The following is an 18,320-nucleotide window of genomic DNA, read 5'->3' on the forward strand; positions in this document are numbered from 1 at the left end:
GCCCCCTAGAGTGCTTCGAGAATTGCGACGACGCCCTGGCCGCCGGCGGCGCAGATCGAAATGAGCCCACGGGCCGGCCGGCCGTCTACCCTGCCCTCGGCCTGCAGCATCTTTGCGAGGGAGGCAACGATGCGTCCGCCGGTAGCGGCGAAGGGATGCCCGGCGGCGAGGGAGGAGCCGTTGACATTGAGCTTGGTGCGGTCGATGGTGCCGAATGCACCGTCAAGGCCGAGCCGGGTACGGCCGAACTCCTCATCCTCCCAGGCCGCAAGGGTACTCAGGACCGTACCCGCGAAGGCTTCGTGGATTTCGAAGAAATCAAAATCCGCCAAGGTCAGGCCGTTGCGGGCCAGGAGGCGCGGGACGGCAAACGCAGGCGCCATCAGCAGCCCGTCCTTACCGTGGACAAAATCCACGGCAGCAGCTTCGCCGTCCACTACTGTTGCAAGTTTGGGAAGATCATGGGTGTCTGCCCATTCTTCCGACGCCAGCAGGACCGTGGAGGCGCCATCCGTCAACGGGGTGGAGTTGCCCGCCGTCATGGTGGCTTCCGCGCCAAGGTTCTTTCCAAACACCGGCTTCAGCGTTGCCAGCTTCTCCAGCGTGGTGTCCGGCCGCAGGTTGGAATCCCGGGCGAGCCCGCGGTAGGGCGTCAGGAGGTCATCAAAGAAACCTGAGTCGTACGCGGCCGCCAGATTGCGGTGGCTCTTGAAAGCGAGTTCATCCTGCGCCTCGCGGGAAATTTTCCACTGCGCAGTGGTCAATGCCTGGTGCTCCCCCATGGACAGGCCGGTGCGTGGCTCGCCGGTGCCCGGCGCGTCAGGAGCCAGGTCCTTGGGACGCAGGCGGCTAAGCACCTGCAGGCGCTGTGGAAGGGTCTTGGCACGGTTGAGGTCCAGGAGCACCCCGCGCAGTCCCTCACTCACAGCTATGGGTGCGTCCGACGCCGAGTCCACCCCGCCGGCGATGGCGGAGTCAACCTGGCCCAGCTTGATCTTGTTGGCAAGGCTTAGAACGGTCTCCAGGCCTGTGGCGCACGCCTGCTGCACGTCGTAGGCCGGCGTCTCGGCAGACAGCGCCGAGCCCAGGACAGCCTCGCGTGTGAGGTTGAAGTCCCTTGAATGCTTCAGGACCGCTCCCGCCGCAACCTCCCCGATCCGCTCATCCTGGAGGCCAAACCTGGCGATGAGGCCGTCCATTGCGGCCGTCAGCATGTCCTGGTTCGAAGACTTGGTGTAGGCGCCGCCGGACCGGGCAAAGGGAATCCTGTTTCCGCCCACGATCACAGCTTTGCGGAGCGTCCGGGTTACTCCGGGGGCAGCTGGGCTGCTGTATTCCTGGGGTCCTGTGGCGGACTGTCCATCGACGGACATGTGAGTCTCCTCTGATACTTTGCGGTTACCGATACCCAGCGTACCTGATACGCTGGGTATCGTGAACAACCTCCAACCACAAGCTCCGCCGTCGTCCACGGCCGGCAGCGCCGACGGCCGATCGGCCCGCTGGCAGACGCATCGGGAGGAACGCCGCCGGGAACTCATCAAGTCGGCACGGCGGGCAGTCCATGCGCTCGGCAGCGATGCTTCCATGGAGGAGATCGCAGCCGCCGCCGGGACATCGAAATCGGTTTTTTACCGCTACTTTGGCGATAAGGCGGGCCTCCAGCAAGCCGTCGGGGAAGTTGTTCTAAGCCAGATGCAGCGCCGTATCCGTGAGGCCGCCCAAAGTGCCCAGACCCCGCGCGAAGGCCTGCTGGCCATGGTTTCCGCGTACCTCCAAATGGCGGAGACCAGTCCGAACGTCTACAGCTTTGTGACCCGCTATTCTCTCGGCGAGACCGATGGCAACCACGGCTCAGCGGCAATTTCAGGGGCTCTGGGCCATTTCTTCGACTCCGTTGGAGAAATGATCGCGGCTCCGATGCGGACCCATCTGGGCGATGGCAAGGAGGCCGTGATCGGATATTGGCCCACCGCCGCGATCGGGCTGGTCCGAAACGCCGGTGAACAGTGGCTCAGCACGCCGGATTCACCGGCAAGGCCTGACCAGGAAGCCATGGCACGCCAGATTACGGCTTGGCTGTGTGTGGGAATCGCGCCTGAGCTTGACCCTTCCAGGTCGCCGTAATTCCGGTCCGGTCCGGCCCGCACCGCGGACCATCTGCCACACACAACAAGCCTTTCACCACATCAACCCCACCTGTCAGAACCAACGAAGGACATTGACATGACTGAAGTAGTGGACCGCCCCGCCGGTAAGGGGCCGCGGCCTGCCGCCGGCAGGACGGGGGCCGCAAACCCTGCCGGCGGACAGCCTGCAGTGGACGTCGCCGCGCTGGGTGAACAGCTCCTGGGCAAGTGGGCCGGCGTCCGTCTGCAGGCGCGGGGGCTGGCTGCCCGGCCGGAGCTGCACAAGACGGAGGGACTGACCCACTCGGACCACCGGACCCGCACGTTCAGCCAGCTGAAGTACCTGGTGGACAACGAAGCCGTCCACCGGGCCTTCCCGGCAGCGCTGGGCGGTTCCGATGACCACGGCGGCAACATCGCCGGGTTCGAGGAACTTGTCACCGCAGACCCTTCCCTGCAGATCAAAGCCGGCGTCCAGTGGGGCCTCTTCGGCTCGGCAGTGATGCATCTCGGCACGGAAGAACACCATGCCAAGTGGCTCCCCGGCATCATGAGCCTGGACATCCCGGGCTGCTTCGCGATGACGGAGACCGGCCACGGCTCCGACGTTGCCAGTATCGCCACCACCGCCACCTACGATGCCGGAACCCAAGAGTTCGTGGTGCACACGCCGTTCCGCGCGGCGTGGAAGGACTACATCGGCAACGCGGCCATCGACGGGCTCGGTGCGGTGGTCTTCGCCCAGTTGGTGACCAAGGGCATCAACCACGGTGTGCATGCGTTCTATGTGGACCTCCGCGATCCGGAGACCAAGGAGTTCCTCCCGGGCATCGGCGGCGAGGACGACGGCGTCAAAGGAGGCCTCAACGGCATCGACAACGGCCGGCTGCATTTCAACAACGTCCGCATACCGCGCTCGAATCTCCTCAACCGCTATGGCAAGGTGGCCTCCGACGGTACGTACACGTCGCCCATTGCGAGTCCGGGGCGCCGGTTCTTCACCATGCTCGGGACGCTCGTCCAGGGCCGGGTGTCGCTGGACGGTGCCGCAGTTGCCGCTTCCAAGATCGCACTCACGGCGGCCATCCGCTATGCCACTGAACGGAAGCAGTTCAACGCCTCGTCACATACCGACGAGGAAGTCCTTTTGGACTACCAGCGCCACCAGCGGCGCCTGTTCACGCGGCTGGCCACCACCTACGCCGCGGGCTTCGCCCATGAGCAGCTGCTCCAGAAGTTCGACGACGTCTTTTCCGGAGCCCAAGACACTGACGAGGACCGGCAGGACCTGGAAACCCTGGCTGCCGCCCTCAAACCGCTCAGCACCTGGCACGCCCTGGACACGCTGCAGGAATGCCGAGAGGCATGCGGCGGCGCGGGCTTCCTGATCGAAAACCGATTCGCCTCACTCAGGGCGGACCTGGACATCTATGTGACGTTTGAGGGTGACAACACCGTGCTGCTCCAGCTGGTGGCCAAACGGCTGCTGGCGGACTACGCGAAGGAGTTCCGGAACGTTGATTTCGGTGTCCTCGCCCGCTACGTGGTTGGACAGGCAAGAGGCGTCGCCATCCACCGCACGGGACTGCGGCAGGTTGCGCAGTTCGTGGCCGATACCGGTTCGGTGCAGAAAGCTGCCCTTGCCTTGAGGGACGAGGAAAGCCAGCGGGCCCTGCTGACAGACCGGGTACAGACAATGGTGGCAGAGGTGGGTGCGGCCCTGAAGGGCGCCAACAGGCTGCCCCAGGAGCAAGGTGCTGCGCTCTTCAACCAGCACCAGAACGAACTGATCGAAGCCGCGCAGGCGCACGCCGAGCTCCTGCAGTGGGAGGCCTTCACGGAGGCCCTTCGAGACACCAGCGATCCGGGCACCAAAACGGTGCTGACGTGGCTTCGCGACCTGTTCGGGCTCTCGCTCATCGAGAAGAACCTGGCCTGGTATCTCATGAACGGCCGGCTGTCGATGCAGCGGGGCCGGACGGTGGGTCAGTACATCAACAGGCTTCTGGTGAAGATCCGCCCGCGCGCGCTGGACCTGGTGGATGCGTTTGGCTACGGTGAGGATCACATCCGCGCCGCCATCGCCACCGGCGCGGAGAAAGCCCGGCAGGATGAGGCGCGGGCCTATATGCGGTCGCAGCGGGCCAACGGCCAGGCCCCGGTGGAGGAGAAGGTGCTGCTCGCCCGCACCTCTGCTGCTGCGGCGGCACACGCCAAAGCCTCCGTCACCCCCGGGTCAGCCCGGCGCTGAGCAGCCATCTCGGCGTTCATGCGGCCGGGAAGACGACGACGGCGCCGCTCCCCTTGGGTGGGGAGCGGCGCCGTCGTCATGACCTAGGAAGGGTCTAGCCGTCAGGAAACCAGTGGTTTCAGGAAAGCACCGGTCTCAGGAAAGCACCGAGCGGTACACCTCAAGCGTTGTTTCCGTGATCGAATCCCAGGAGAAATGCTCCTCGGCGCGGCGGCGGCCGGCCTGCCCCATAGCCCGTGCGCGCTCGGGATCGGACACGACCTCGGTCAGGGCGGCGGCGAATTCGGTCACGAACTTCTCCGGATCCAGAGGCGTTCCGGTGCCGTCGGTGACCTGTTCCAGTTCCACGAGCAGGCCCGTCTCTCCGTGCTGGACCACCTCCGGGATGCCGCCGGTAGCGCTGGCCACCACTGCAGCGCCACACGCCATGGCCTCAAGGTTCACGATGCCCAGCGGTTCGTAGATTGACGGGCAGGCAAAGGCGGTGGCGTGGCTGAGCACCTGGATGAGCTCGTTGCGCGGAAGCATCCGTTCAATGAGGAAAACGCCGGTGCGCTGTCGCTGCAGTTCCTCGATCAGGCGGGCCGTCTCGGCCGCAAGCTCGGGTGTATCCGCAGCCCCAAGGCACAGCACCAGCTGCACATCGGCCGGCAGCTTGGCAGCGGCGCGGAGCAGGTACGGAACACCCTTCTGGCGCGTATTGCGTCCCACAAAGACCACGCTGGGTTTCTGCGGGTCAATTCCCAGCGCGCGAATGGCGTCTTCGCCTTCATCGCGGTTCCACAGGTCCACATCGATGCCGTTGTGGACCACGCGGACCTTGGCGGGGTCAACCTCCGGGTAGCTGCGCAGGATGTCCTGGCGCATCCCCTCTGAGACGGCGATGATGGCCGCAGCGGCTTCGTAGGCGGTCTTTTCCACCCAGGAGGAGAGCGCGTAGCCTCCGCCGAGCTGCTCGGCCTTCCAGGGCCTCAGCGGTTCGAGGCTGTGTGCGCTCAGCACATGTGGAATGCCGTGCAGCAGGGACGCCAGATGCCCTGCCATGTTGGCGTACCAAGTGTGCGAGTGGACAAGATCAGCGCCCTCAATGTCGGGCACGATCCGCAGATCGACTCCGAGAGTCTGGACCGCGGCGTTGGCCGACCCCAAATCCTCGGGTACGGCATAGGAAGTCACCCCGGCGCCGTGGTAGTCGGCGTCGCGGGGCGCCCCGAAAGCACGCACCTGCAGGTCGACGTGCTGGGCCAGGACGCGGCTCAGCTCGGCAACGTGGACACCCGCGCCACCATAAATCTCCGGCGGGAATTCTTTAGTCACAATGTCTATTCGCACGGTACCCAAGGTAGTCGTTACGGTTGAACTGTTCTAGTGTGAAGGAGTCCGGGCGTGCCGGACTGTTGGGGAAGTTACGAAGGCGTACAGGAGCGACCACATGCCGTTGAATAAAAAAGTCCTGGCCATTGTCCTTGCCGGCGGCGAGGGAAACCGACTCATGCCGTTGACGGCCGACAGGGCCAAGCCCGGCGTCCCGTTTGCCGGCAGCTACCGGCTGATCGACTTTGCCCTGTCCAACTTGGTGAATTCCCGCTATCTCCAGATCGTCGTCCTGACGCAGTACAAATCGCACAGCCTTGACCGACATATCTCCGAAACCTGGCGGATGTCCACGCAGTTGGGCAACTATGTGGCCTCGGTACCCGCGCAGCAGCGCGTCGGCAAGAGCTGGTTCCTTGGCAGCGCCAACGCCATCTATCAGTCCCTGAACCTGATCCGCGACTCCAACCCGGACATTGTGGTGGTTGTCGGAGCCGATCACGTCTACCGCATGGACTTTGGCCAGATGGTGGAACAGCACGTTCTCAGCGGGGCCAAGGCCACCGTAGCCGCAGTGCGGCAGCCGCTGAACATGGCCAACCAGTTCGGCGTCATCGAGGTGGACCAGGACGATCCGCAGAAAATCGCCGCGTTTGTGGAGAAGCCCGCCACCACGCCCGGCTTGGCCGCGGATCCCACTCAGTTCCTGGCATCGATGGGCAACTACGTGTTCGACGCGGACGCCCTGGTGGATGCACTCCACGTTGACGCCGAGCGCCTTGACACCAAGCACGACATGGGCGGGGACATCATTCCGTACTTCGTCAACCAGGGGGAAGCGGGGGTCTACGACTTCACCCTCAACGACATCCCCGGTTCCACTGAGCGTGACCGCACCTACTGGCGTGACGTCGGCACCATCGACTCCTTCTATGACGCCCATATGGACCTCATTTCCCCGCTCCCGGTCTTCAACCTGTACAACTCCGAGTGGCCCATCTACACCCGGCAGACCATTTCGCCGCCTGCCAAGTTCGTCCGTGGGGAAAACAACGCCGTGGGCACCGCCCTGGATTCCATTGTGGCTAATGGCGTGGTGATCTCCGGCGGCATCGTGGAAGGCTCCGTCCTCTCCAACGACGTCTTCGTAGGAACCCGCAGCCGAGTGCTCGACTCCGTTCTGATGGACAAGGTGAACATCGGCGAGGGCGCTGTGGTCAACCGGGCCATTATCGACAAGAACGTCAAGGTTCCGGCGGGCGCCGCGATCGGGCTGGACCCGGAGCTGGACCGGGCCCGTGGTTTCAAGGTGACCGAATCCGGCATCACTGTGCTGTCCAAGGGCCAGGAAGTGCCGGAACCCGGAGACGCGGAACGCGCACTCTCCGCCAAGAACCTTCACCAGGTTCCCAATGCCGTCAAAGCGGCCACCGCCAACTACCCGGAACTCCGGGAATCGGTGGAGCAGGCGGCAGGCGCGCAGGCCGGGTCTGGCAGAAAGGCTCCACAGGCCGCCCTGCGTTCCTGACGGCCGGGCTGCCCTGAAGGCAAGGGCAGGCCGGATCTTCGCAAGGCTGTAAAATCGGTACAATGAGCTCCCCCGATCTGACGCCTGCGGAAATCCAGGCCTGCCTCAAGGTTTTGAACTCCATCCACGTCTACGACGAAGAACACCCGGACTTCGTCTCGGTGCGGCGTGCCACCGGGAAGATGTTCAAGGCCGTCAAGCGGCACCGGCGGGTGACCAAGCGTGATCTGATCTCCGAAGCAGACCGCGCCGTGATAGCGCAGACGGCTACAGCAGCGCCGGACCGCATCGACGACGAAACCCGCGGCAACAAGCTCGAGACGTCGGCCACAGGCAAGGTGGCCGGGCACCTCATCCGGTCACGCCCGTGCTACATCTGCAAGCAGCACTACACCCAGGTGGACGCCTTCTACCACCAGCTTTGCCCCGAGTGCGCCGCTTTCAGCCATAGCAAGCGCGATGCCCGAACCGACCTCACCGGCCGCCGGGCACTGTTGACCGGCGGGCGGGCGAAAATCGGCATGTACATCGCCCTGCGCCTGCTGCGGGACGGAGCCCACACCACCATCACCACCAGGTTTCCCAAGGATGCCGCACGCCGGTTCGCCGCCACGGAGGACAGCGGGGACTGGCTGCACCGGCTGCAGATAGTGGGCATAGACCTGCGCGATCCCTCCCAGGTCATGGCCCTGACCGATTCCCTGAACGCTGCGGGCCCCCTTGACATCATCATCAACAACGCCGCCCAAACGGTGCGCCGCTCGGGCAACGCCTACAAACCACTGGTGGACGCAGAGGACGAGCCGCTGCCCGCCGCACTTGAGGCAGCAAACGGCGGGCCGGTACTGTTGACATTCGGCCACGCCCACGACAAGCACCCGCTCGCGCTGGCCAGCACTGTCACCGAGCACCCCGTGCTGGCCGGCGATGCCATCACGTCTCTGGCTCTCTCCACCGGATCTGCTTCGCTGGAGCGGATCGCTTCCGGTACCGCCATCGATGCCGGCGGGCTGGTCCCGGACGTGGCTGCCATCAACAGCTGGACGCAGGTGCTTGACGAGGTCGATCCACTGGAGCTGCTGGAGGTGCAGCTCTGCAACGTGACGGCACCGTTCCTGCTGGTCAGCCGGCTGCGCGAAGCCATGAAACACTCAACAGCGCGCCGGAAATACATTGTGAACGTCTCCGCGATGGAAGGCCAGTTCTCCCGCGCGTACAAGGGGCCAGGCCATCCGCACACCAACATGGCCAAAGCAGCGCTGAATATGATGACCCGGACCAGCGCCCAGGAAATGCTGGAGGCCGACGGGATTCTCATGACCGCCGTGGACACCGGGTGGATCACCGATGAACGCCCGCACTTCACCAAGGTCCGGCTCATGGAAGAAGGCTTCCATGCGCCGCTGGACCTGGTTGACGGCGCGGCCCGCGTCTACGATCCCATCGTTATGGGTGAAAAGGGCGAGGACCAGTTCGGGGTCTTCCTGAAGGACTACAAGCCCAGCCCCTGGTAAGGAGGGACTCCCGCCGGATTCCTGCCAGGCACCGCACGCCGATACCCGCCGGCGGATCCCTATGCTGACCTCTGGCTTAGGCGTAGGCTCAGCGGCATGAGCAGCGAGTCATCCTCCGAAGTGCAGAACTTGGAACACCACCAATGCTGGGCCATGTTGCGGACGGTCTCAGTCGGCAGGCTGGCAGTCCTGGTGGACGGCCAGCCTGACATCTTTCCCATCAACTACACCGTGGACGGCGGGACGCTGGTGTTTCGGACGGGCGAAGGAACCAAGCTGGCCGGGTCAACCGGCGGTGCCCTGGTGGCAATGGAAGCCGACGGCGTGGACGCCATCAGCGGGCAGGCCTGGAGCGTTGTGGTGAAAGGACCTGCAGCGGCCATCACAGGAACGGAGCATATCCTGGACACGGCCGCCCTCTACCTGTTTCCCTGGCAGGCAGGAAAGAAAGACGCCTTTATCCGCGTGAGTCCTGATTCGATCACCGGCAGGCGATTCAGGGTCACCGCGCCCATGACGTGGTGGACCCAGCTCAGCCCAGCGGTCAAGACAGCCCCGGAGTAGGCCGGGCGGCTCCGGCCCCACCACCCTAAGCCAGCTGGGTGATCTCCACGCTGACGCTCAGCGCTGATCCTCCACCGCCGGACAGTATGCCCTTCAGCGGGGGCACGTCGCGGTAGTCTCTGCCCTTGGCAACGGTGACGTGGTAGTCGTCGGCCGGCTTGTGATTGGTGGGGTCCCAGCTCCGCCAGTCGCCGTCCCACCACTCCAGCCACGCATGCGACTGGCCGGCCACGGTCTCGCCGATGCCCGCCGTCGACCGCGGGTGCAGATACCCGGAAACGTAACGCGCCGGGATGCCGCAGCTGCGCAGGGCACCGATGGCGAGGTGGGCAAGGTCCTGGCAGACGCCCTGCCGTTGGCCCCAGGCCTCCTCCGCGTTGGTGGTGACTGCGGTGGAGCCTGACATGTAGGTCATCTCACCGCGCATCCATTCGAATATGGCCAAGGCCGCTTCGTGCGGATTCCTGTCCTCGACCACTCGGGGAATGATCGCCAGGACCTCTTCGCCCGGAGCGCTGAGCTGTGACTGCGGCAGCCAGTCGCTGAACGTGTTCAGTGTTTCCGGGGAGGACATTGCGTCCCAGCCGGCGATGTCGGCGTCGGAAGGAACTCTTTCCGAACGGTGCACCTCAACGGTGATGTTGGAGACGACTTCAAGGTGGTCATGCGGCATCTGCATGTCGAACGCCGTCACCCTGGTGCCCCAGTAATCGCGGTAGCTGCTCACCGCCGCCTGCGTCGGCGACACCTTGAGCACGGATTCCAGCACCACCTGCTGGGCGTCCGTCAACGGCGTCATGCGGGCCTCGTTGTAGGACAGCGTGACGCGCTTGTTGTACTTGTATCCCGTGGTGTGGATGATATTCAGCCGGGTCATGAAACTTCTCCCACCCAGGCCAGTTCGTCCGCCTGATTGAAGTACTTACGGGAAATGGCGTCCGAGGCCTGCGACACTGCCTTCTGCACACGTTCCATGTGTTCAGGCAGCTCGGACATGAGGTCGTCCGTCCGATGGAACTCGAGGAAGGTCCGGGCCTGACCCACGATCCGGCGCGCATCGTTCATGAAGCCCACGCGCTGCGCCGAGGGGTCCAGTTTGGCCAGGCACTCATCGGCGTCGCGCAGGGCGTACACGATGGAGCGCGGAAACAGGCGGTCCAGCAGGAGAAACTCCGCGGCGTGCTGGTCGCCGAAAGCAGCCCGACGGGTGCGCAGGAAGGATTCGTAGGCTCCGGCGCACCGCAGCATGTTGACCCAGGACATCCCTGCGGAGAGTACATCCCTTGTTGAGAGCATGCGGGCCGTCATGTCAGCCCGCTCCAGGGAGCGGCCCAGCACCAGGAACAGCCAGCTATCGTCATGGCTCACCGTAGTGTCGGCAAGCCCGCTCACCATTGCGGTCCGTTCCAGCGTCCAGTTACAGAAGCGGTACGTCCCCACCACGTCTTTTCGGTGCTGGCTCAGCCCGTAGTAGGTGGTGTTAAGGCTCTCCCACAGGCCGGACGAAACCGTCTCGCGGGCACGGCGGGCATTCTCACGTGCGGCGCCGAGCGATCCGGCGATGGACGTTGCGCTGGTCTTGTCGTAGGCCAGGGCATGGAGAAGTTCGGGCAGGCCGAAGTCTTCACTCTGGGGCCGGGCGCCCATCACCGCGAGGAGCTCCTGCGCCACGCTGCGGCGTTCCTCCATGGGCAGGTGGTTCAGGCGTTCAAGGTGCACGTCCAGGATCCGTGCCGTACCGTCGGCCCGCTCAACATAGCGTCCGATCCAAAATAGGGACTCAGCAATACGGCTAAGCATTCGCGGCTACCTCCTGGGCGTCCGAAACGTCGGTGAATGGAACCACCGGGACAGTTGCCCGGCTCACTGCTGCTGCTCCGACTGGCGGTCGCGCCAGTTGCTCTCGACGGGCCAGACCGAGACACGCTCTCGGATGGCGATGGATGGCCGTGGCACGGTCTCCACGGGGACGTGGGGCGAATCGGCCAGCACCCATGTGTCCTTGGAACCGCCGCCCTGGCTGGAATTCACGATCAGCGAGCCCTCCTTCAGCGCCACCCGGGTGAGCCCACCGGGAAGGACCCAGACGTCGTCGCCGTCGTTCACGGCGAAGGGCCTCAGGTCAACGTGCCGGGGGCCGAATTTGTCGCCGCTCAGGGTGGGCACGGTGGAAAGTTGCAGCACCGGCTGGGCGATCCAGCCGCGGGGATCCGCGAGGACCCGCTTGCGGAGGGCCTCAAGTTCGTCCTTTGAGGCGTCCGGCCCGATCACGAGGCCCTTGCCGCCGGAGCCATCCACGGGCTTCACCACCAGCTCGGCGAGATTGTCCAGGACGTATTCCCGGGCTTCCTTCTCCTCCAGCCGGAAGGTGTCCACGTTCGCGATGACGGGCTCCTCATTCAGGTAGTAGCGGATGAGGTCCGGAACGTAGCTGTAGACCAGCTTGTCGTCCGCGACGCCGTTACCCACGGCGTTCGCGATGGTCACGCCGCCTGCCCGGGCGGCATTGACCAGGCCGGGGCAGCCGAGCATCGAGTCCGAGCGGAACTGCAGCGGGTCGAGGAACTCATCGTCGATCCGTTTATAGATCACATCCACGCGCTGTTCGCCGGCGGTGGTCCGCATGTAGACGCGGTTGCCGCGACAGATGAGGTCACGGCCTTCAACAAGTTCGACGCCCATCAGGCCGGCCAGCAGGGTGTGTTCAAAATAGGCACTGTTGAACACGCCGGGGGTGAGCACCACAACGGTAGGGTCATCGACGCCGGAGGGCGCCGTTTTGCGCAGGGCCGACAGCAACCGGCGAGGGTACTCCTCCACGGGCCGGATGAGCTGCTGGCCGAAAGCCTCCGGCAGGCCCTTGGCCATGGCCCGACGGTTCTCCAGGACGTAGCTGACGCCGGAGGGAACCCTGACGTTGTCCTCCAGGACTCGGAAGGTGCCGGCAGCATCACGGACGACGTCGATGCCGGAAATGTGAACGCGGACGCCGCCCGCGGGCTCGAAGCCCTGCACCTGGCGGTGGAAGTGGGCGCTGGTGGTCACGAGCTGGCGAGGAATGACGCCATCGGCCACCACGTTCATCTTGTCATAGACATCGTCCAGGAACGCCTCAAGGGCCCGTACCCGCTGGGCCACGCCACGCTCCAGCACATCCCACTCGTCCTTGGGGATTACGCGGGGAACAATGTCCAGGGGGAAGGGCCGCTCCTCCCCTGCGAAGTCAAAGGTCACGCCGCGGTCCAGGAACGTCCGAGCCATCGAATCCGCCCGGGCACTGACATCGGCGAGGGAGAGTTTCCGCAGGGCATCCGCGACCTGGGAATAGGAATCACGGGTTTCCTGGCCGGGGGCGAACATCTCGTCGTAGGCGCCGGTTCTCCCGGCAGCCTCGGAGTAATCCTGGAATAGGTCTGACATGTCCTTTAGCCAACCATCTTTTCGTTTCGAAATCATTACTGCTACCCATTGTGGCGTGTTGAAGCGGCCCGCTGGTTCGTGGATTCCTGTCCTTTCCGGCAAAGTGGGTGAGTGCCAGTGAACAGAAGCCGCAGAGTCACCAGAGGTGGACGGAACAGCGGACAGCTCAATCCACTGCACGGCAGTCCGGACCGCCTCATGCCGGGCCTGCTGTCAGCCGCCGTTGCCCTGGCGGTGGCGTTCGCTGTCCATGCGCTGGTGCCCGTCCTTCCCGCGATGACCCTGGCCGTTGTCCTGGGCCTGCTCGCCGCAAACCTGCCCGGCACAGCAGTGTGGATAGCCGGACGGGCCAGGCCCGGCCTCGACTTCGCAGGCAAGCATTTCATGCGCGGCGGAATCGTCATGCTGGGCCTGAAGGTCAGCATCATGGATGTCCTGGGCCTGGGCTGGCTGGCCTTGCTTCTGATTGCGGGAGTGGTGCTGGCGGGTTTCGGCGGCACCTACCTCGTCGCCAGGCTTTTCCGGCTTCCGCGGGAGACATCACTGCTGGTGGCCACCGGCTTTTCGATCTGCGGCGCATCCGCCATCGGTGCCATGGCTGCTGTGCGCCGGATCCGGCACGTGGACACAGTGCTGCCGGTGGCGCTGGTGACGCTCTGCGGAACACTGGCGATCGGGGTGCTGCCGCTGCTGGTGCATCCCCTGCAGCTCAGCTCCGTTGCGTTCGGTGCCTGGACAGGCGCGTCCGTGCACGACGTCGGCCAGGTAGTTGCAACAGCGCAGACCGCCGGTACGGCGGCTCTCGGAATCGCCGTCGTGGTTAAGCTCACCCGCGTGCTCCTGCTGGCGCCGATGGTTGCCGTGGCCGGTGTGCAGCAGCGGTTCAGCGCCGCCAGACGGCGCCGTGACGAGGCGGCACGTAGCACGTCGCTGGGTGACGCTGCGGCGCTGGCGTCATCGGTGGCGGGAGCGCTGCCCCCGGTGGTGCCCCTGTTCGTCGTGGGCTTCGTGGCGATGGTGGCCCTGCGCTCCACCGGGTGGCTGGCGCCAGGCTGGCTCGATGCCGGAGCGGGGCTCCAGGACATCCTGCTGGGCGCGGCGCTGTTCGGGCTGGGGTCCGCAGTGCGGATCCGCACGCTGCTGCACACCGGATCACGTGCACTGCTCGCCGCCCTGGTGGCGTGGCTCCTGATTGCGCTGCTGGGCTTGGGGGCCGCCCTGCTGATGACCGCCTAGGGCAGCGAGGTCAGAAGTGCCCCGTGATTAGATAGCTGGGTGTCGAATGAGAATCTGCAGCGCGATGAAGCCGCCGAACGTTCAGCCCTGATCACAACCCACAGCTACGATGTCTCCCTGGATGTCCGCCAGGCGGCGGATCCGGACATCGCGGGGTACACGAGCCGCAGTGTCATCAATTTCTCCGCGGAGCCGGGACAGTCCACCTTCCTGGACTTCATTGGCGGCGACGTGCACAGCGTCTTCCTCAATGGCAAGGGCCTGCGCGTGGCCGACGTCCTGGAGGGTGCGAGGATCCGGCTCGACAACCTGCAGGCTGAGAACCAGGTTACGGTCACGGGCACCGCACTTTACAGCCGCTCAGGCGAGGGCATGCACCGTTTTGTGGATCCCGCCGACGGCCAGTGCTACCTGTACACGCAGTACGAGCCGGCCGACGCCCGGCGCGTGTTCGCCAACTTCGAGCAGCCCGACCTCAAGGCGGAGTTTACCTTCCACGTCCTGGCACCGTCCGGCTGGGAGGTGGCGTCCAACGGAGTGGAGGCGAGCCGTACGGAGTTGACCAGCGATCCTGCCACAAGCCGCTGGGATTTCGCCCCCACCAAGCCGATGTCCACTTACATCACCGCTGTCCTCGCCGGTCCGTATTTCAAGGCCCAGGACCGTTGGAGCGGAAAGCTCGACGACGGCACGTCGCTGGATGTGCCGCTGGCGCTCTACTGCCGGGCGTCCATGGCGGAGTCCTTTGATACCGCAGAGCTGTTCCGGCTGACCAAGAGCGGCCTGGACTTCTTCAACCGCCTCTTCGATTTCCCCTACCCCTGGGGCAAGTACGACCAGGCCTTTGTCCCCGAGTACAACCTGGGAGCAATGGAAAACCCGGGACTGGTGACCTTCACCGAGAGCTACGTATTCACCTCCCGCGCCACGGATTCGCAGTACCAGTCCCGGGCGAACACACTGATGCACGAAATGGCCCACATGTGGTTCGGCGACCTTGTGACCATGCAGTGGTGGGACGACCTGTGGCTCAAGGAATCTTTTGCCGACTACATGGGGACGCTCGGCGTGGACCGGGCCACGGACTGGGACACAGCGTGGGTGAACTTCGCGAACAAACGCAAGGCATGGGCGTACGTCCAGGACCAACTGCCCACCACGCACCCGATCGTGGCCGACGTCCCGGACCTGGAGGCGGCCAAGCAGAACTTCGACGGCATCACCTATGCAAAGGGCGCGTCTGTGCTCAAGCAGTTGGTGGCCTATGTGGGGTTTGACGCGTTCATCGCAGGCTCCCGGCACTACTTCCGTAAGCACGCGTACGGTAACACCACCCTGGCCGACCTGCTGGAGGCACTCAGCGCCTCGTCCGGCCGGGATCTTGCCGGCTGGGCGGCCCAGTGGCTGCAGACGTCCGGCATCTCCACACTGGCGGTGGAGACCGGAGCGCACGACGGCGTCCTCGGCCCTGTGACAATCGTCCAGGAGGCGGAGGATCCCGTCAGCGGACGGCAGGAGCCGCGCCCGCACCGGCTGCGCTTGGGCTTCTACAACTTCGACGGCGACGGCGCCCTGGTCAGGACAGCAAGCGTGGAATTTGACGTTGTGGGAGCGCGGACGGACCTGCCTGAGCTTGCCGGCCAGCCGCGGCCCGCCCTCCTGCTGCTCAACGACGAGGACCTCAGCTATGCCAAGGTGAGGCTGGATCCGGCCGCGGAGGCCACCGTGCTGGAGTCGCTGGACAGGATCACCGATCCGATGGCCCGGGCCCTCTGCTGGACGGCGCTGTGGAACTCGGCACGGGACGGAGAGAGTCCAGCCGCCCGCTACGTTGACGCGGTGAGGGCTTTTGGGCCGGCCGAATCAGGGATCGGCGTCCTGCTGAACATCCTCGACAACGCGTCCACCGCCGTCGAACGCTACACCCCCGTGGACCGACGGGGTGCCGTACGGGCGGCCTTCCTGGCGGCCGCGGACGCCCAGCTCGACGAGGCGCCACCGGGCTCCGACCATCAGCTCGCCTGGGCCCGGACCGTGGCCGCCATCAGCCGGCATGACGCTGCCCTCCTCCCCCGGCTCCACGGCCTCCTGGACGGGACGGTTCTGGTGGAGGGCCTTGCCCTGGACGCAGAGCTCCGCTGGAATATCTGGCATGCGCTGGCGGCCAACGGCCACGCCACCACGGCCCAGCTTGACGCCGAACTGGCCCGCGACAGGACCGCGTCCGGCCGTGCGGGCCATGCGACGGCGCTCGCCGCCCGCCCGGATCCGGAGGTTAAAGCGGCCACCTGGAAAGCAGCCGTGCACGGGACGGAGCTGTCCAACCAGCTCCTCAGTGCCACCATTGCCGGCTTCACGACGGCCCCCGCCGCCCTGCTGGAGCCCTACGTCGAGCCGTACTTCGACTGCCTCCGCAGCGTCTGGGAAGGGCGGAGCATCGAAATCGCCAGCCGGATTGTCCGTGGGCTGTATCCCCTGGCGCAGGACCTTCCCGTTGACGGCACCCGGCCTGAGGAGCACCCGGTGGTGCGCCGCACGGATACGTGGCTGGCCGCAAACGCTGATGCTCCGCACGCATTGCGCCGGATCATCGTAGAGCAGCGTAGCCACCTGCTCCGGGCCCTCACCGCGCAACTGCGTTCCGTTCCGGCGCAGGAAGCTGGCTTCCCCGTCCGATAAACCGGTCTTATGAACCGCTACGGGAACGCAGGGTGACGGATGTGCCGGAAATTCGGTCGTAGGGTGTCCGGCCCGTCCCGAAGAATAGCGACGCGACGTAAGCGGCCGGCAACACGTAGGCAAACGCCGTCGCCACCCAGATCCAGGGAGGTACGGCACCCGCCGCGCTCGATGTGACGATACCGAAGACTGCTGCATGTCCAATCGTCCAGGGAACAGCTATCTTCATCGTGTTGCGGACGAGCGCACGCCGGTACGAAATACGTACGCCGGTGCGTGAGTTCACGACGAGGAGCTGGCGCAGGTGTTTGCCGATCGATGCTTCCCGCGTAGACGATTCAAGCCAGGCGAGCGTCAGGGTCACTGGAACCACAAGGGAGAGTGTGGCGATGATGTTCAGGGCGACCACCGTGAGCCCTCCGGTAATCCCGGCGAGCCAGAGCGGAACCCCGACGGCCGCGATGAGGGCTACCCAGGCGAGTATGCACATCCAGTCGATCAGCCAGGCGAGCAAGCGGTTCCATGGTTGACGGTTCACTCTCGCGATCCTATCGGCAGATCCGGCTTGGGGCGCCCGCGCGAGCCCGCGTCAGGGAACCCGGTTCAGCCATTCCTCGGTGCCAAACTTGTTGGCTACCCGCTCGCGGGCGGCGGCCAGTTCGTCCCCGGTGAGTTCTGAGGCCGTGGCGGAGTATCTTTCGCTGAAGACCTCCATCATGGCCGCGATGATCTGGGTGCGGGACAAGCCGGTCTGGCGCCGGAGCGGGTCGACGCGTTTCTTTGCGCTGCGGGTGCCTTTGTCCGACAACTTTTCCTTGCCGATGCGCAGCACCTCCACCATTTTGTCGGCGTCGATGTCATAGCTCATGGTGACGTGGTGCAGCATGCCGCCGTTGGCCAGGCGCTTCTGTGCCGCTCCGCCGATCTTGCCCTGTTCCGTGGCGATATCGTTGAGGGGGACGTAGAAGGCGGTGATCCCGAGCTTCTCCAGGGCTGCCATCACCCAGGCATCCAGGAACGCGTAGGAATCCGCGAAGCTGATGCCGTCCACCAGGGTCTGCGGCAGGTACAGCGAGTACGTGATGCAGTTGCCGGCCTCCATGAACATCGCTCCCCCGCCGCTGATCCTCCGGACCACGGTGATGCCATGCCGTGCGACGCCGGCGGGGTCTACTTCGTTGCGGACGGACTGGAAGCTGCCGATGACCACGGACGGTTCCTCCCAGTCCCAGAACCGCAGCGTGGGGTTGCGGCGGCCGGCGCCGACTTCCTCAGTCAGTACCTCATCCAGGGCGACGTTGATGGCGGTAGGCAGCACCGTGGGGGCGATGATGTTCCAGTGGTGGTCAGTCCAGGCGCTTGCCCTCGCAAGGGCGCGGCGTACGGTTACCGCCACGGCGTCGGCTGAGAAGCCGAACAGGACAGCCCCGGGAGGCAGGGAAGCGGACACTGCGCCGGAAAGTTCTGCCGCCGTCGTCGTCTCCGGAAGCCCGGTGAGCGCGCGGTTAATCTCCAGCAGTGCCTCGTCAGGCTCCAGGAAGAAGTCCCCGCTGAGGGAGACTTTGGCGAGGACACCGTCCACGACGTCGAGGTCCACCACCACCAGCTTGCCGCCAGGGACCTTGTACTCGCCGTGGTGGCGCCGGGCGCCGGAATCATCAGCCGGAATTGGCGTGGCAGTCATG

Annotated in this window: 14 protein-coding genes; 7 read left to right on the forward strand and 7 right to left on the reverse strand. The window is 65.2% G+C overall.

Annotated features, from left to right (window positions below; genetic code table 11):
• Window positions 1-5 precede the first annotated feature (5 nt).
• Entirely contained in the window at window positions 6-1,373 is a 1,368-nt protein-coding gene (locus QFZ30_RS08780) for an acetyl-CoA C-acetyltransferase (protein ID WP_307075333.1), read from the reverse strand.
• Window positions 1,374-1,434: 61 nt separating this feature from the next.
• Between QFZ30_RS08780 and QFZ30_RS08785 the strand changes: the two genes are divergently transcribed.
• Together QFZ30_RS08785 and QFZ30_RS08790 are read left to right on the forward strand one after the other, a co-directional pair.
• A complete protein-coding gene (locus QFZ30_RS08785) occupies window positions 1,435-2,127 on the forward strand; it encodes a TetR/AcrR family transcriptional regulator (protein ID WP_307075335.1) in 693 nt (230 codons plus the stop codon).
• Between the two features lie 99 nt (window positions 2,128-2,226).
• Entirely contained in the window at window positions 2,227-4,380 is a 2,154-nt protein-coding gene (locus QFZ30_RS08790) for an acyl-CoA dehydrogenase family protein (RefSeq protein WP_307075337.1), read from the forward strand.
• A gap of 135 nt (window positions 4,381-4,515) precedes the next feature.
• Here QFZ30_RS08790 and glgA read toward each other — a convergent pair whose 3' ends face one another.
• Window positions 4,516-5,712 carry a glycogen synthase gene (gene glgA, locus QFZ30_RS08795; protein WP_307075339.1) on the reverse strand — a complete coding sequence of 399 codons (1,197 nt, stop codon included), beginning with the start codon at window positions 5,710-5,712 and terminating at the stop codon, window positions 4,516-4,518.
• A gap of 100 nt (window positions 5,713-5,812) precedes the next feature.
• Here glgA and glgC point away from each other — a divergent pair, with 100 nt between their 5' ends.
• From glgC to QFZ30_RS08810, 3 genes are all read left to right on the forward strand, one after another.
• Window positions 5,813-7,222 (forward strand): glucose-1-phosphate adenylyltransferase, encoded by a 1,410-nt coding sequence (glgC, locus tag QFZ30_RS08800; RefSeq protein WP_307075341.1) that lies wholly within the window; start codon window positions 5,813-5,815, stop codon window positions 7,220-7,222.
• 62 nt (window positions 7,223-7,284) lie between these two features.
• On the forward strand, window positions 7,285-8,736 hold the full coding sequence (locus QFZ30_RS08805) for an SDR family NAD(P)-dependent oxidoreductase (protein ID WP_307075343.1): 1,452 nt from the start codon (window positions 7,285-7,287) through the stop codon (window positions 8,734-8,736).
• Window positions 8,737-8,832: 96 nt separating this feature from the next.
• Window positions 8,833-9,300 carry a pyridoxamine 5'-phosphate oxidase family protein gene (locus tag QFZ30_RS08810; protein ID WP_307075345.1) on the forward strand — a complete coding sequence of 156 codons (468 nt, stop codon included), beginning with the start codon at window positions 8,833-8,835 and terminating at the stop codon, window positions 9,298-9,300.
• Between the two features lie 25 nt (window positions 9,301-9,325).
• Here the strand turns inward: QFZ30_RS08810 and QFZ30_RS08815 are convergent, their stop codons facing one another.
• The 3 genes from QFZ30_RS08815 to QFZ30_RS08825 all read right to left on the reverse strand — a co-directional run bounded on the left by QFZ30_RS08815 (window position 9,326) and on the right by QFZ30_RS08825 (window position 12,720).
• Complete coding sequence (locus tag QFZ30_RS08815; protein ID WP_307075347.1) at window positions 9,326-10,177, reverse strand: transglutaminase family protein; 852 nt, start codon at window positions 10,175-10,177, stop codon at window positions 9,326-9,328.
• Window positions 10,174-11,100 carry an alpha-E domain-containing protein gene (locus QFZ30_RS08820; protein ID WP_307075349.1) on the reverse strand — a complete coding sequence of 309 codons (927 nt, stop codon included), beginning with the start codon at window positions 11,098-11,100 and terminating at the stop codon, window positions 10,174-10,176. Before QFZ30_RS08820 ends, QFZ30_RS08815 begins: the two co-directional genes overlap by 4 nt.
• A gap of 63 nt (window positions 11,101-11,163) precedes the next feature.
• Window positions 11,164-12,720 (reverse strand): circularly permuted type 2 ATP-grasp protein, encoded by a 1,557-nt coding sequence (locus QFZ30_RS08825; RefSeq protein ID WP_307075351.1) that lies wholly within the window; start codon window positions 12,718-12,720, stop codon window positions 11,164-11,166.
• A gap of 198 nt (window positions 12,721-12,918) precedes the next feature.
• Between QFZ30_RS08825 and QFZ30_RS08830 the strand changes: the two genes are divergently transcribed.
• Both QFZ30_RS08830 and pepN read left to right on the forward strand, forming a co-directional pair.
• A complete protein-coding gene (locus QFZ30_RS08830; RefSeq protein WP_307080170.1) occupies window positions 12,919-13,956 on the forward strand; it encodes a YeiH family protein in 1,038 nt (345 codons plus the stop codon).
• 39 nt (window positions 13,957-13,995) lie between these two features.
• Window positions 13,996-16,635, forward strand: a complete 2,640-nt coding sequence (pepN, locus tag QFZ30_RS08835) for an aminopeptidase N (RefSeq protein ID WP_307075353.1) — start codon at window positions 13,996-13,998, stop codon at window positions 16,633-16,635.
• A gap of 7 nt (window positions 16,636-16,642) precedes the next feature.
• On the opposite strand, the gene QFZ30_RS08840 is transcribed toward pepN, so the two are convergent.
• Both QFZ30_RS08840 and QFZ30_RS08845 read right to left on the reverse strand, forming a co-directional pair.
• On the reverse strand, window positions 16,643-17,173 hold the full coding sequence (locus QFZ30_RS08840; protein WP_307075355.1) for an RDD family protein: 531 nt from the start codon (window positions 17,171-17,173) through the stop codon (window positions 16,643-16,645).
• Between the two features lie 51 nt (window positions 17,174-17,224).
• Window positions 17,225-18,319: a lipoate--protein ligase family protein gene (locus tag QFZ30_RS08845; protein WP_307075357.1), complete on the reverse strand. Its 1,095-nt coding sequence runs from the start codon at window positions 18,317-18,319 to the stop codon at window positions 17,225-17,227.
• Between the last annotated feature and the right edge of the window lies 1 nt (window position 18,320).

The sequence above is a fragment of the Arthrobacter pascens genome (genome assembly GCF_030815585.1).
GTDB classification, from domain to species: Bacteria; Actinomycetota; Actinomycetes; order Actinomycetales; family Micrococcaceae; genus Arthrobacter; species Arthrobacter pascens_A.

Coding starts and splice junctions, on each gene's coding strand:
- QFZ30_RS08780 (WP_307075333.1), bottom strand. CDS start 1,373: ATGTCCGTCGATGGACAGTCCGCCACAGGACCCCAGGAATACAGCAGC.
- QFZ30_RS08820 (WP_307075349.1), bottom strand. CDS start 11,100: ATGCTTAGCCGTATTGCTGAGTCCCTATTTTGGATCGGACGCTATGTT.
- QFZ30_RS08790 (WP_307075337.1), top strand. CDS start 2,227: ATGACTGAAGTAGTGGACCGCCCCGCCGGTAAGGGGCCGCGGCCTGCC.
- QFZ30_RS08845 (WP_307075357.1), bottom strand. CDS start 18,319: ATGACTGCCACGCCAATTCCGGCTGATGATTCCGGCGCCCGGCGCCAC.
- QFZ30_RS08830 (WP_307080170.1), top strand. CDS start 12,919: ATGCCGGGCCTGCTGTCAGCCGCCGTTGCCCTGGCGGTGGCGTTCGCT.
- QFZ30_RS08815 (WP_307075347.1), bottom strand. CDS start 10,177: ATGACCCGGCTGAATATCATCCACACCACGGGATACAAGTACAACAAG.
- QFZ30_RS08825 (WP_307075351.1), bottom strand. CDS start 12,720: ATGTCAGACCTATTCCAGGATTACTCCGAGGCTGCCGGGAGAACCGGC.
- glgC (WP_307075341.1), top strand. CDS start 5,813: ATGCCGTTGAATAAAAAAGTCCTGGCCATTGTCCTTGCCGGCGGCGAG.
- QFZ30_RS08810 (WP_307075345.1), top strand. CDS start 8,833: ATGAGCAGCGAGTCATCCTCCGAAGTGCAGAACTTGGAACACCACCAA.
- QFZ30_RS08805 (WP_307075343.1), top strand. CDS start 7,285: ATGAGCTCCCCCGATCTGACGCCTGCGGAAATCCAGGCCTGCCTCAAG.